This is a genomic window from Siccirubricoccus deserti (genome assembly GCF_014283215.1).
Taxonomy (GTDB): Bacteria; Pseudomonadota; Alphaproteobacteria; order Acetobacterales; family Acetobacteraceae; genus Siccirubricoccus; species Siccirubricoccus deserti.
On the sequence record NZ_JACOMF010000005.1, the window covers coordinates 188039 to 200891 of the forward strand.

The window sequence follows — 12853 nt, forward strand, 5'->3', positions numbered from 1 at the left end:
GACAGGATTGCCAGCAGGTTGACGGGATAAACCACAGCAGCTTCCGTCAACTATCCCCAGCTCACAATATTCCCAAGCGAATTCAATGCGTTGCATGCATATCGATCTTGTGGATAAGCATGTTCTGGAATGCTGTTGTTAACTAAAATCACACAAACGCAGCAGCTTGCCGAGGCATGCTGCACTCACGACCGAACTCCCGCGCCGAGTTCATCCACTGGTTTATCCACAGCCTCTCCGGATAGCAGCCGGGCGGTTTCCGCTTCGATCTCTGCCTCAAGCCGTTCCATAAGCGCATCGCGCCGCAGCTCCGTCGGCAGCGGCGGCAGGACGGCGACGGTGATGGTGCCCGGGCACTTACAGAAGCTGCGACGGCCCCAGTAACGGCCGCTGTCGGTCGCCACCGGCACCACCGGCAGGCCGGTCGCGGCGGCCAGCGCCAGCACCCCCGGCTGGTAGGGCACCCGCACGCCGGGAGCAACCCGCGTGCCTTCGGGAAAGATGACGATCTGCCGCCCCGCCTCCGCCGCCGCGCGACCGGCCTTCAGCAAGTGCCGCATGGCGCTGGCGCCGCCGGCGCGGTCCACCGCGATCATTCCGCTATTCCGTGCCAGCCGGCCGTAGAGCGGGATGTGCAGCAGCTCCTTCTTCAGCACATAGACGGGGTCCGGCAGCAGCCGCAGCCAGACCACCGTGTCGAACGCCGATTGGTGCTTGGCGGCGATCAGCCCGGCGCCACGCGGCAGGTGTTCCGCTCCGGTAACCCGCAGGTGGATGCCGCAGATCACCCGCAGCAGCCAGAGGACCACCGCGGCCCAGCCGCGTATCGGCAGGGTCAGCCAGTGTCGTGGCCCCAGCGCCAGCGGCAGCAGCACCAGGGCGATAAACCCGGTGGCGCCGAAGAACGCCATGTTGAACAGCAGGGAACGTAGCCAGATCATCGGTTCGGGTCCGGGGTGGGCGCGCCGGGGCGGGTCAGCCCGGCCTCCGCCGCCAGCAGCTTCAGATATTCGCCGGCCAGCAGCGACCAGGTGCGCAGCCGTGTGCCGGCGTCGCGGTCGCGCAGCCGGGCCGGGACCACTGGATGAGCGACCAGCGCCGCCTGCGGCAGCACCCGGCGCAGTTCCAGCAGCGCCCGCGGCATGTGGTAGGCGGCGGTGACGATGCGGATCGAGGCCAGCCCTTCGGCTTTCGCCCATTCGGCGATCTCCCGCGCATTGCCGCGGGTGCTGGTCGCGGCTCGGCCCAGGGTGACGCGGCCGGCCAGCGCCTCCGGCCCCGCGCCGCCCAGCCGGGCGAGGTCGGCCAGGGTCACATCCGGATGGACGCCGGAGACCAGCAGCCGCCCGGCCTTGCCCTGGCGCAGCAGTCGCAGCCCGGTCTCCACCCGTTCTGCGCCGCCGGTCAGCACGGCGATGCCGTCGGTTGCGCGGTCGGGATCGGCCGGGGTGGTCGCGGCCAAACGGAGGAACCAGCCGAAGCCGCCCAGCAGCGCCAGCAGCACCAGGGTGGCGAGCAGGGCCGCCCAGCGGTGCCACTGGCGGCGGCGCAGCCGATCCTGCCTCGCCGCGCCGCAAAGCCCGGCCGCGTTCACGGCAGCCGCCGCAGCCAGCGGCGCACCGTCGCCTGCGCCGTCAGCCAACCGAGCCCGGCCGCCAGACAGGGCAGCAGCGCCAGTTCCAGCCAGGGCAGCTTGCCCCAGGGCAGCGCCAGCAGGTCCACCCCCGGCTGGCCGCCCACCAGCGGCGCCGCCAGATCGGCGAACCCCGCCAGCACCGGCGCCGCCACCAATGTGCCGGCCAGCCCGCCGAGGCCCACCAGCAGCGCCGCCCGGGCGGCGAAGCGGCCAGCGATGTCGGTATCGGTGGCGCCGAGGTCGTGCAGGATGGTGATCGCCTCGCGCCGCGCCGCGATGCCCGCCCGCACCGCGACGGCCACCACCGCCGTGGCGATGCCCGCCACCAGCAGCAGCGCCGCCAGCGCCACCGCCTGCAGGCTGCGGGCGAGGGCGACCAGCCTTGCCACCCAGACACCATGCGCCTCCACTGCGCCGCCCGGCACCGCGGTGGCGATGCGGTCGGCCAGCGCCGCCGGGTCGCGCGGCAACTCCTCCAGCCGCAGCTCGATGATCGTGGGCAGCGGCACTGCCGGCGCCTCGCCGAGCCAGGGCCGCAGCAGCGCCCTCAGCCGCGCCTGGTCCATGGCGCGGGCCTCCGCCACCTCCGGCATGGCGGCAAGGGTTGCCAGCGCCCGGGTGAGCCTGCCGTCGGTCGCGGCAGCGGACGGCAGCTGTACCGTCATCGCGGTGGCGGCGCCGCCTTCCCAGCGGGATGTGAGGTCGGCCGCGCCGCGCGCCCCGGCGATCGCCAGCGCCGCCAGCAGTGCCATGGCCGCCACCAGCGCCGGCAGCAGCCGGTCGGACATCACCCGGCGCAGGCCGAGCGGGTCGCGGCCGCGGCTGCGGCGGAGCCGCGCCTCCGCGCCGTGGCGAAGCCGTGGTTCAGCCATGGCTGACCAGCCGCCCCCGCTCCAGCCAGAGCGCCGGCGCCGGATAGGCCTCGACCAGCGCCTCGGCATGCGTCGCGACCACCACGGTGGTGCCGAGGCGGTGCATCTCATGCAGCAGCGCCAGAACCCGGCGGGCCTGGACAGTGTCGAGGTTGCCGGTCGGTTCATCGGCCAGCAGCAGCGCCGGCCGCATCACCACGGCACGGGCCAGGGCAGCACGCTGCTGCTCGCCGCCGGACAGCGTCGCGGGCAGCTGGCCAGCTTTCGATTCGAGTCCGGCCCAGCGCAGCATCTCCGCCACATCGGCACGGATCTGGCCTTCCGCCCGGCCGGCGATACGCAGCGGCAGGGCGACGTTGTCCTGCACCGGCAGGTGCGGCAGCAGGCGGAAATCCTGCCAGACCGTGCCGATTCGCCGGCGCAGCGCCGGCAGGTCGCGCCGGCGGATGCGCGACAGGTCGGCGCCCAGCACCTCCACACTGCCGCTGGTTGGCCGCAGCGACAGCTGCATCAGTCGCAGCACCGAGGATTTGCCCGCGCCCGAGGGGCCGAGCAGCCAATGGAAGCTGCCCTGCGGCAGGGTAAAGCTCACGTCGTGCAACGCCGCGGGCTCCCCGGCCCCCGGACGATCCCCGGCCAGCCCCCCCACGGGCCTTGCCGCATTGGCATAGCGCAGCCCGACACCGGCAAAGCGAACCATGGCGCGGACAATGCCGCCGGCGAGCGGGAACGCCAAGTGAGGAAGCGTATCTTGCAGGCGCGAAGACACGGCCTCACATTGGCGCGCCAATGCGCATCGCCTGCCCCGCCTGCTCAGCCGCCTACGAGGTGCCAGACGCGCTCGTCGGCCAGGGCCGGCGCCTGCGCTGCACCCGTTGCGGGCATGCGTGGATGGCCACGCCGCCGGCCAACGGGAAGGCGTTGCTCCCGGCCGCGCCGCCGCCCGCCGCCCCCGCGCATTTCGAGCCGCCACCGCCGGTGCAGATGCCGCGCCGGGCGCCGCAACTGATCGACCCGCCGTTGCCGCAGCTAGGCGATACGGCGGCGCGCCAGGAGTCGAATCCCCTGCTCTGGGCGGCGTGGATCGGATCGGCGCTGACGGTGGTCGCGGCAGTGGCGCTGCTCTGGGCCTATCGAGCGGAGGTGGTTGCGGTCTGGCCGCCGGCGGCGCGGCTGTTCCTGGCGCTGGGGGCCGACCTCGGCGGGTAGGAGGGGGGTGGCGGGTTGGCCGGTGCCCCTTCGGCCGGGCTTGACCCAGCCATCAACCCACTATTTCCGCGGTAGATGCGGATGCACGGAGCGAGCCCGTGCAGGGCGGTGTCGGGGCTACCGCCCGGTCAGGATCCGCTCGACCAGTTGCTTCGCGGTCGGGATGAAGCCGTTGGAATAGAAGGGGTCGCCGGCGAAGCGGAAGGCATTGTGGCCGGCGAACATCAGATTCTGCTCCAACGCCCCGTCATGCGCCACGTCCTGCAGCGTCTTCTGGATGCAGAAGCTGCGCGGGTCCGCCTTCTTGCCGTTGTCGAAGGTCGGCTCGTGCTGCGCCCAGTTGGAGAAGCGGCAGGAGGAAAGGCAGCCCATGCAGTCCACCTGGTCCTTGATGATCTCCCGCGCCTTCTCCGGCGTCACGAAGATCAGCGTATTGTCCGGGGTGCGCATGGCTTCGGTGAAGCCCTCGACCTCGAACTGGCGGACGCGGGAGAGGTCATGCGCGGTCAGCCAGACCCGCCGCTTGCGCGGGCCGACGCCGTATTCCGCCACATGATCGCCGATCGGCTCGGCGGTGTAGGCCACCTGCCGCTCGTTGCGGTCCTCCAGCTCGCGGAGGAATTCATTGCGCACCGCGCTGCTGTAGAAGCCGGTGGGGGAGAAGCGCTGCAGCAGCACATCCCCGGGCTTCAGGGTCAGCAGCCGCTGCTTCCAGGCGTCCGAGATCGGGCTTTCCTGGGTCAGCAGGGGACGGGTGCCGAATTGGAAGGCGATCGGGCCGAGTTCCGGATTGTCGATCCAATCCTGCCATTCCTCCAGCCACCAGACGCCGCCCGCCATGATGATGGGGGTGTCGTCCAGGCCGAATTCCCGCATCTGCTGGCGCAGCTTCAGCACCCGGGGGTAGGGGTCCTCAGGCTTCGCCGGGTCCTCGCTGTTGGAGAGGCCGTTATGGCCGCCGGCCAGCCAGGGATCCTCGTAGACGACGCCGCCGAGCCACTCCCGGGTCTTGCCGTAGCTGCGCTTCCAGAGCGCGCTGAAGGCTCGGCCGGAGGAAACGATGGGGTAGTAGAAGACGCCGAAATCCTTGGCGATGTCGGCCAGGCGATAGGGCATGCCGGCACCGCAGGTGATACCGTTGATCAGCCCCTTGGCGCCTTCCAGGATGCCGCGGATCACCCGTTCGGCACCGCCCATCTCCCAGAGGATGTTGCAATGGATGCGGCCCTGGCCGCCGGCCCGCTCATGCGCCTCGCGCGCCTGGGCGATGCCGCCGGCGATGCCGTAGGCCACCAGCTCCTCATGCCGCTCGCGCCGGGTTTGACCGTGATAGACCTGCCGGATGACCCGGCCTTCGGCATCGTAGCTGTCGGCGTTCACGGCGGAGAAGGTGCCGACGCCGCCGCCGGACGCCCAGGCACCGCAGGTGCCGCCATTGGAGACGGCAACGCCCTTGCCGCCTTCGACCAGCGGGAGCACGTCCACCCCGCCCATGCGGATCGCGTTGATCGCCTTCACACCCAAGCCCTCAGTCTTCAGTCGGCCAATGCATATAGCGCGGCCAGCGCCCTTTCGAAGGGGCTGACCAACGCTAGAGCAGATCGCCGGGAGGCTGGAAGCCTAGAGGCCCAAATCTGCTCCGGAAGCAACAAGCTAAAGCGGACCGCAGTTCCAACTGAACTGCGATCCGCCTTGATGCGCCTTGCGGCTGAGGTTACTCCGCCGCCTCGTTCCGGTCGCGCCGCGGGCCGCGGTCGCGCCGCGGACGGTCCTCGCCACCCTCGGGCCGGTCCTCGCGCGGCCGGCGGGCGCCGACCTGCTCGGTGATGTCGGCGCCGGTCGCCTGATCGACCACCCGCATGGAGAGCTTCACCTTGCCGCGGTCGTCGAAGCCCAGCACCTTCACCTTTACGGCGTCGCCGACATTGACGATGTCGGTGGTGCGGTTCACCCGGTCGTTCGACAGTTCGCTGATGTGGACAAGGCCGTCGCGGGCGCCGAGGAAGTTCACGAAGGCGCCGAATTCGGCGGTCTTCACCACTTTGCCGTTGTAGATCACGCCGACCTCCGGCTCCGCCACGATGCCGCGGATCCAGTCGATCGCCTTCTGCGCCGCCTCGGTGCTGGTGGCCGCCACCTTGATGGTGCCGTCGTCCTCGATGTCCACCTTGGTGCCGGTGCTCTCGGTGATCTCGCGGATCACCTTGCCGCCGCTGCCGATGACGTCGCGGATCTTCTCCTTCGGCACGCTGATGACGGTGATGCGCGGCGCGTTCTGCGCCACGTCGCCGCGGGCGCCGGTCAGCCCCTTGGCCATCTCGCCGAGGATGTGGATGCGGCCATCCTTCGCCTGCGCCAGGGCCTGGCGCATGATGTCGAAGGTGATCGAGGTGATCTTGATGTCCATCTGCAGGGCGGTAATGCCCTGCTCGGAGCCGGCCACCTTGAAGTCCATGTCGCCCAGATGGTCCTCGTCGCCGAGGATGTCGGACAGCACGGCGAAGCCGCGGTCTTCCTTGATCAGGCCCATGGCGATGCCGGCGCAGGGGCGCTTCAGCGGCGCGCCGGCGTCCATCAGCGACAGCGAGGTGCCGCAGACGGTGGCCATGGAGGAGGAGCCGTTGCTCTCGGTGATCTCGGAGACCACGCGCAGCGTGTAGGGGAACTTCTCCTTCTCCGGCAGCAGCGGCCGGATGGCACGCCAGGCGAGTTTGCCATGGCCGATCTCGCGGCGGCCCGGGCTACCCATGCGGCCGGTCTCGTTCACGCTGTAGGGCGGGAAGTTGTAGTGCAGCATGAAGTGCTCGCGGTACTCGCCCGCCAGCGCGTCGATGATCTGCTCATCCTGGCCGGTGCCGAGGGTCGCCACGCACAGCGCCTGGGTCTCGCCACGGGTGAACAGCGCCGAGCCATGCGCCCGGGGCAGCACGCCCACCTCGGCGACAATCGGCCGCACCGTCTTCGTGTCGCGGCCGTCGATACGGAGGCCGGTGTCGAGGATGGCGTTGCGGACGACGTCGGCCTCAAGCTCCTTCAGCAGGGCCTTGGCGGCGGCGGTGTCGGCGCCCTCGGCGGTGAGCTGATCGACCACCGCCTTCTTGGCGGCGCCGACCTTCTCCTGCCGGACCAGCTTCTGGGTCTCCTTGTAGGCTTCGGCGATCGTCGCGGTGCCCAGCTCGGCGATGCGGGCCTTCAGCGCGGCCTCGGCGGCGGAGGGCTCGGGCAGCGGCCAGGGCTCCTTCGCGGCGCGCTCGGCCAGCTCGATGATGCCCTGGATGACCGGCTGGAAGCCCTTGTGGCCGAACTCCACGGCGCCGAGCATGATCTCTTCCGAGAGCTCCTGCGCCTCGGACTCGACCATCAGCACGCCCTCGGCGGTGCCGGCGACCACCAGCTCCAGCTGGCTCTGCTGGCGCTGCGCCATGGTCGGGTTCAGCACGTACTGGCCATCGATGTAGCCGACGCGGGCGCCGCCGATCGGGCCGAAGAAGGGGATGCCCGAGAGGGTGAGGGCGGCGGAGCAACCGACCATCGCCACCATGTCCGGGTCATTCTCCATGTCGTGCGACAGCACGGTGGCGATGACCTGGACCTCGTTGCGGAAGCCTTCGGGGAAGAGCGGGCGGATCGGCCGGTCGATCAGGCGGGAGACCAGCGTCTCGGCCTCAGACGGGCGGCCTTCGCGCTTGAAGAAGCCGCCCGGGATCTTGCCGGCGGCGAAGGCCTTCTCCTGGTAGTTCACCGTCAGCGGGAAGAAATCCTGCCCCGGCTTCACGCTGCGGCTACCGACCACGGTGCAGAGCACGATGGTGTCGCCGAGCCGGGCCACGACAGCGCCATCGGCCTGGCGGGCGATCTTGCCCGTCTCCAGCGTAAGGAGCTGGCCGCCCCAGGAGATGTCCTTGCGATAGTAATTCTCGAACATGCGTCGTTCCTTTGCCGGGACCGCGCCGCCCGGGTTCACGGGCGGTATGGCGCGGTCCGGACCGGGCGCCGCAGGGCGCCCGGATTGCGGAGGGCCGGACGGTCCCGCGGTGGCGGGGCGGTCCGGTTGCGACGCGGTGGGTTGGCAGTCTCGGCCTGCGAAAGACCCTAACTGGGTCGAGGCTCGGCGCTTCGGGCTGCATGGAGTGCGAGCCGACCCGCCAGGCTGGAGGGGAGACCGCCCCCGTTGCCGGGGATCCATGTGGCCGGAAACGCCAACGCCATCCCGGAAGGGAGCGCGGCTCTGTCCTGTCAGCCCGCCGCGTGCGCGGCGGAAACCTGGGAAGGGCAGCGGCCTCTCGGCCGTGCCCACCCGGTCAGGCGGTCATATGGCCAATCCCGGGCGGGATTGCCATGGGAATCTTGCCGAAAGGCATGCGTGGCCGCAGAGCGGCTGGAATGCGGCATCGCCCCGGGCTTCGGGGCGATGCGGCCTGGCCTGCCCAGTGAGGCGACCGCGCAGGCGGCCGGCCGGCTGTGCCTAGCGGCGCAGGCCGAGGCTGCCGATGAGCCGCTCGTAGCGACCCTGGTCCTTCTTCTTCAGGTAGTCCAGCAGGCCACGCCGCTGGCCGACCAGCACCAGCAGGCCGCGCCGGCTGTGGAAGTCCTTGGCATGGGTCTTGAGGTGCTCGGTCAGGCCGGAAATGCGCTCCGACAGCAGGGCGACCTGCACTTCGGGGCTGCCGGTGTCACCGGGCTTGGTGGCGTATTGCGTGATCAGCGCCAGGCGGCGCTCCGCGGACACAGCCGACATCGGGTTTTTCTCCTGTTGGCCGGGTGGCTCGGGCCACGCTTCGGCAGTTCAACCGACGGCCAGCGGGGCTTCCTGCGCCACCAGGCGTTCCGGCACCATCTGGCCGGACTCCAGGCGGCAAAGCCCGATGAACCGCTCCCCCGCCATCGCACGCACCAAGCCCCCATCGGGGTTGGCGGCGTCCGGAATACGGCCCATGAGCTCGACCAGGCTGATCACCTGGCCGAACCCGAGCCGTGCGGCCTCCGCTTCAGTGAGGGCCAGCGCCGGGATGTCGGCCAGCGCGGTCGCCACGGGAAGCAGGAGGTCCGGGGAAGGGGGCGGGGTATCGCCCGCGCCGCGCAGCTTGTCCAGTGGAATCGCATGCGGCTCATGGAACGGCCCCACCCGCATGCGCCGCAGCACGGCAATGTGCCCGACCGTGCCGCAAGCCTTCGCCAGGTCCCGCGCCAGGGAGCGCATGTAGACGCCCTTGCCGCTTTCAACCAGGAAGACCGCGGTGTCGGCATCCGGCCGCTCGATCAGCTCGAACCTGTCGACCCGGGCAGGGCGGGGGGCGAGTTCCACCGCCTGGCCCTCGCGCGCCAAATCATAGGCCCGCTCGCCGGCCACCTTGATGGCGGAATAGATCGGCGGCACCTGCATGATGTCGCCGCGGAACGCCGGCAGCGCCGCCGCGATCTCAGCATCGGTCGGCCGATGGTCGGAGGTGGCGATGGTCTGGCCATCGGCGTCGTCGGTGTCGCGCAGATCGCCGAAGCGGAGGGTGAAACGGTAGGATTTGGTGCCGTCCATCACATAGGGAACGGTCTTGGTGGCGGCGCCGAAGGCGATCGGCAGCAGCCCGGTGGCCAGCGGGTCCAGGGTGCCGCCATGGCCGCATTTCTGCGCCTGGAACAGCCGCTTGACGATGTTCACCACATCGGTGGAGCCGATGCCGGAGGGTTTGTCGACGATCAGCCAGCCGTCGATCGGGCGGCCCTTCGGCTTCCTGTGGTGGTGGCGGCGATGCTGCGGGCGGCCGGCTTGGCTCACTGGTCCTCCTCCGAGCGCGGCCCGAGGTCGCGGGCGACCTCGGGCTGCTTCAGGACGCGGTCGATCTGCATGGCGTAGTCGAGCGCGGTATCGGGCTGGAAATGCAGGCCGGGGGCGTATCTCAGCCGCACCGCCTTCGCCACCTGCGTTCGCAGATAGGGCGCGGCCCGCTTCAGCGCGGCAAGTTGCGCGTCCGGCAGGTCCTTGCCCAACCCGCTGACGAAGGCGGTCATGTGCTTCAGATCGGGCGAGGCCCGCACCTCGGTGACGGTGACATGCGCGCCGGCCAGATCGGGGTCGCGGAAATCGGCGCGGGCGAGGACGGCGGAGAGCGCATGCCGCACCTCCTCCGCCACGCGCAGCATGCGCTGGGATGGGCCGGCGGAGCCGGCGGAACGCTTGGGCATGGGTGTGGGACCCTTCAGAAAGCAAAGGGCGCGGCACCCTGCGGCGCCGCGCCCCGGAAGAACCCGGAGAGGGGCGCCGGTCAGGCGGCCGCCACCGTCTCCACTTCGTAGCACTCGATCTGGTCGTCGACCCGGATGTCGTTGTAGTTGGCGAAGCTCATGCCGCACTCCAGGCCATTGCCCACCTCGCGGACATCGTCCTTGAAGCGCCGCAGGGTGGAAAGCTCGCCCTGGTGGATGACCACGCCGTCGCGCAGCAGGCGGACGCCGCAACCACGCTTCACCACGCCTTCGGTCACGCGGCAGCCGGCCACATTGCCGACGCGCTTGACCTCGAACACCTGCAGGATCTGGGCGTAGCCCAGGAACTTCTCCCGCTGCACCGGGGCAAGCTTGCCCTTGTACAGCTTCTCGATGTCGTCCGAGACCTCGTAGATGATCGAGTAGTAGCGGATGTCGACGCCATCGCGCTGCGCCATCTCCCGCGCCTGGGTGGTGGCGCGGACGTTGAAGGCGACGACCACGGCGCCAGAGGCCTTGGCGAGTTGGATGTCGCTTTCGGTGATCTGGCCCACCGCGCTGTGCAGCACGCGGACCCGCACCTCCTCGTTGCCGAGCTTGCCGAGGGTGACGCCGATCGCCTCGGCGCTGCCCTGGACGTCGGCCTTGACGACGACGGCCACTTCCTTCTGCTCGCCGAGCTGGACGCGGGCCAGCATCTCGGCCAGCGTGCCGCGACCGGCGGTATGAGCCGCGCTCACCTTCTCCCGCAGCTTGCGCTGGCGGAAGTCGGAGATCTCGCGCGCCCGGCCCTCGTCCTCCACCGCGACGAAGTTCTCGCCCGCGGTCGGCACGCCGGACAGGCCGAGGATCTCGACCGGCAGGCTGGGACCGGCGGACTTCAGCTGACGGCCCTTGTCATCAAGCATCGCCCGCACCCGGCCCCATTCGGCGCCGGCCACCACGATCTCGCCCTGCTTCAGCGTGCCCTTCTGCACCAGCACCGTCGCCACCGGGCCACGGCCACGGTCGAGCTTGCTCTCGATGACGGTGCCTTCGGCGGCGCGGTCCGGGTTGGCGCGAAGGTCGAGCAGCTCGGCCTGCAGGGTGATCGCCTCAAGCAGCTTGTCGAGGTTGATCTTCTGCGTCGCCGAGACCTCCACCTCCTGGGTCTCGCCACCCAGGCTCTCGACCACGATCTCGTGCTGCAGCAGTTCCTGCCGCACCCGGTCGGGGTTGACGCCCGGCTTGTCGATCTTGTTAACCGCGACGATCAGCGGGACATTCGCTGCCTTGGCGTGGTTGATGGCCTCGATGGTCTGCGGCATCACGCCGTCATCCGCCGCGACCACCAGCACCACCATATCCGTCACGGACGCGCCACGGGCGCGCATGGCGGTGAAGGCGGCGTGGCCCGGAGTGTCGATGAAGGTGACACGGCTGCCGTCCGGCACCGTCACCTGATAGGCGCCGATGTGCTGGGTGATGCCGCCGGCCTCGTGCGCCGCCACATCGGCCTTGCGCAGCGCGTCCAGCAGGCTGGTCTTGCCGTGGTCGACATGGCCCATGATGGTGACGACCGGCGGCCGCGATTCGAGGTCGGTATCCTCGTCCGTCGCGCCCTCAAGGCCGATCTCCACGTCGCTCTCGGCAACGCGCTTCACCCGGTGGCCGAACTCCTGCACCACCAACTCGGCGGTGTCGGCGTCGATGCTCTGGGTCAGCGTCGCCATGACGCCCATGCGGAACAGCGCCTTCACCACCTCGCCGCCACGCGCGGCCATGCGGTTGGCGAGTTCCTGCACGGTGATGGTCTCCGGCAGGATGACGTCGCGCACCACCCGCTCGGTCCCCGAGCGGAGGCGGGCGAGTTCCTGCTGCCGGCGCTCGCGTTCGCGGGCCCGGCGCAGCGAGGCGATGGAGCGGCTGCGCTCGTCCTCACCTTCGATCGCCGCCTGCACGTCGATGCGGCCGTCACGCCGGCCACCGGCGCCCGGGGTGCTCTTCTTGACCGTCGTCAGCACCGGCTTCTTCGCCGGCAGGGCGCTGCCGGCCGCACGCCGCATGGCGCCGCGGCGGGCCTCATCCTCCTCCTCGGCGGTGCGGGCGCGGAGCGTCAGCTTCGCGGCCGGGCTGCCAGGAGCGGCAGCCGGGGCGGCGCCGGGCGGGCGGCGCGGCGGCACCGCCGGCGTCGCCGGGCGGGCCACGGCTGGGCTCGGTGCCGGGGGGGTAGTAGCCGCAGGGGCTGGGGTGGGCGTCGCAACCGGGGCGGCGGGGGACTCGGCCGGTGGCGGTGCCGCGGCGGCAGCCGCCGCACGCTCGGCTTCCTCGGCGCGGGCGCGGGCCTCGGCCTCGGCACGCTGCTGGGCTTCCTCCTCGGCGCGGCGGCGTTCTTCCTCCTCGCGCCGGCGGGCTTCCTCGGCGGCGGAGCGAACCATGAGGGCCTGGCGCTCGCGCTCCTCGCGCTGGCGCTGGGCTTCCAGGCGGCGCTGTTCCTCCAGCACGCGCTGGCGAGTGGCCAGCTCAGCCTGGGTCAGAGGCCGACCTGCCGCCGGCGCCGGGCCGCGGGCCTGGCCGCCGGAGCGCGCGGCGCCACCGCCGGGCCCGCTGGCCTGGCGCTGGCCGCCCGCCGCGCCGCCGCCCTGGGCCGGCGAACCGGCCGGGCGCGCGCCTGGCGTCACCACGCGCTTCTTCACCACCTCGACCTGCACGGTCTTGCTGCGGCCATGGCTGAAGCTCTGGCGGACGCTGCCGGCGTCCACCGTCTTGCCCAGCTCCAAGCGACCGCCAGCCGGCCGAAGGCTCAGCCTGCTCTTACCCGCGTCCTGGTCGTTCTGGTCACTCATGCGTTGGTCCGAACCCGATCCGTCTGCCGTCATGCCGCTCATGCCAAGGGACGCTCCCGCAGGCGTCGCGCCACGGGCCGGTCCCACAAATTCTCCTGGCGCGAAACGCC

At 70.8% G+C, this 12853-nt stretch carries 11 protein-coding genes and 1 pseudogene; 2 read left to right on the forward strand and 10 right to left on the reverse strand.

Annotation, left to right across the window (positions count from 1 at the left end; translation table 11 throughout):
* Nucleotides 1-185: 185 nt before the first annotated feature.
* The 4 genes from H7965_RS06890 to H7965_RS06905 are packed head-to-tail and all read right to left on the reverse strand — an operon-like array spanning nucleotide 186 to nucleotide 3208.
* Nucleotides 186-941: a lysophospholipid acyltransferase family protein gene (locus H7965_RS06890; protein WP_186769812.1), complete on the reverse strand. Its 756-nt coding sequence runs from the start codon at nucleotides 939-941 to the stop codon at nucleotides 186-188.
* The gene (locus H7965_RS06895) at nucleotides 938-1594 is read right to left on the reverse strand and encodes a YdcF family protein (protein WP_229682484.1); all 657 of its coding nucleotides are present in this window, start codon (nucleotides 1592-1594) and stop codon (nucleotides 938-940) included. Before H7965_RS06895 ends, H7965_RS06890 begins: the two co-directional genes overlap by 4 nt.
* Nucleotides 1591-2508: a cell division protein FtsX gene (locus H7965_RS06900; protein ID WP_186769813.1), complete on the reverse strand. Its 918-nt coding sequence runs from the start codon at nucleotides 2506-2508 to the stop codon at nucleotides 1591-1593. The genes H7965_RS06895 and H7965_RS06900 overlap by 4 nt, the downstream gene beginning before the upstream one ends.
* Nucleotides 2501-3208, reverse strand: a complete 708-nt coding sequence (locus H7965_RS06905; RefSeq protein ID WP_186769861.1) for a cell division ATP-binding protein FtsE — start codon at nucleotides 3206-3208, stop codon at nucleotides 2501-2503. The genes H7965_RS06900 and H7965_RS06905 overlap by 8 nt, the downstream gene beginning before the upstream one ends.
* Nucleotides 3209-3297: 89 nt before the next feature.
* Here H7965_RS06905 and H7965_RS31910 point away from each other — a divergent pair.
* Both H7965_RS31910 and H7965_RS06910 read left to right on the forward strand, forming a co-directional pair.
* A pseudogene (locus H7965_RS31910) lies at nucleotides 3298-3393 on the forward strand (zinc-ribbon domain-containing protein); the annotation flags it as partial.
* 6 nt (nucleotides 3394-3399) lie between these two features.
* The gene (locus H7965_RS06910; protein ID WP_229682483.1) at nucleotides 3400-3717 is read left to right on the forward strand and encodes a hypothetical protein; all 318 of its coding nucleotides are present in this window, start codon (nucleotides 3400-3402) and stop codon (nucleotides 3715-3717) included.
* 117 nt (nucleotides 3718-3834) lie between these two features.
* Here the strand turns inward: H7965_RS06910 and H7965_RS06915 are convergent, their stop codons facing one another.
* The 6 genes from H7965_RS06915 to infB form a co-directional block, all read right to left on the reverse strand.
* The gene (locus H7965_RS06915; protein WP_186769815.1) at nucleotides 3835-5235 is read right to left on the reverse strand and encodes an NAD(P)H-dependent flavin oxidoreductase; all 1401 of its coding nucleotides are present in this window, start codon (nucleotides 5233-5235) and stop codon (nucleotides 3835-3837) included.
* A 196-nt stretch (nucleotides 5236-5431) separates the two neighbouring features.
* Nucleotides 5432-7642: a polyribonucleotide nucleotidyltransferase gene (gene pnp, locus H7965_RS06920; protein ID WP_186769816.1), complete on the reverse strand. Its 2211-nt coding sequence runs from the start codon at nucleotides 7640-7642 to the stop codon at nucleotides 5432-5434.
* A gap of 540 nt (nucleotides 7643-8182) precedes the next feature.
* Nucleotides 8183-8455, reverse strand: coding sequence for a 30S ribosomal protein S15 (rpsO, locus tag H7965_RS06925; protein WP_186769817.1), 273 nt, complete (start codon nucleotides 8453-8455; stop codon nucleotides 8183-8185).
* Nucleotides 8456-8503: 48 nt separating this feature from the next.
* On the reverse strand, nucleotides 8504-9490 hold the full coding sequence (gene truB / locus H7965_RS06930; protein WP_186769818.1) for a tRNA pseudouridine(55) synthase TruB: 987 nt from the start codon (nucleotides 9488-9490) through the stop codon (nucleotides 8504-8506).
* Nucleotides 9487-9897: a 30S ribosome-binding factor RbfA gene (gene rbfA / locus H7965_RS06935; protein ID WP_186769819.1), complete on the reverse strand. Its 411-nt coding sequence runs from the start codon at nucleotides 9895-9897 to the stop codon at nucleotides 9487-9489. Before rbfA ends, truB begins: the two co-directional genes overlap by 4 nt.
* Before the next feature lie 80 nt (nucleotides 9898-9977).
* The gene (infB, locus tag H7965_RS06940) at nucleotides 9978-12743 is read right to left on the reverse strand and encodes a translation initiation factor IF-2 (protein WP_186769820.1); all 2766 of its coding nucleotides are present in this window, start codon (nucleotides 12741-12743) and stop codon (nucleotides 9978-9980) included.
* Between the last annotated feature and the right edge of the window lie 110 nt (nucleotides 12744-12853).